Source organism: Janthinobacterium foliorum (assembly GCF_978021625.1).
Window position 1 is genome coordinate 1 of the sequence record NZ_CDXDQE010000090.1, and the last position, 318, is coordinate 318.

At 65.4% G+C, this 318-nt stretch carries 1 protein-coding gene; it reads left to right on the forward strand.

Features of this window, described 5'->3' with window-relative positions:
- On the forward strand, positions 1 to 318 hold a 318-nt coding region (locus ACZ92H_RS29635), incomplete at both ends, for a carbohydrate porin (protein WP_465051995.1).

Sequence of the window (318 nt, forward strand, 5' to 3'; positions counted from 1 at the left end):
CCCTGTGGCAAAAAGACGAGTCGAACGCCAACGGTTCCTCGACCTGGACCTCGGTCGGCGTGCGTCCCGTGTACGCGTTCACCAACAACTTCAAGCTGGTGGGCGAACTGGGCACGGACCGGGTGACGCAAGCGGGCGGCCTGCCGGCCAAGCGTTTGACCAAGCTGACCATCGCGCCGACGATCTCGGCCGGGCCTGGCCTGTGGTCGCGTCCCGAGCTGCGCGCTTTCGTGACCTACGGCAAATGGAACGATGCGGCCACGGCCTCGGTCAACGCGGCCAACAACGGCGGCCCGATCTACAACAACAATACCAGCG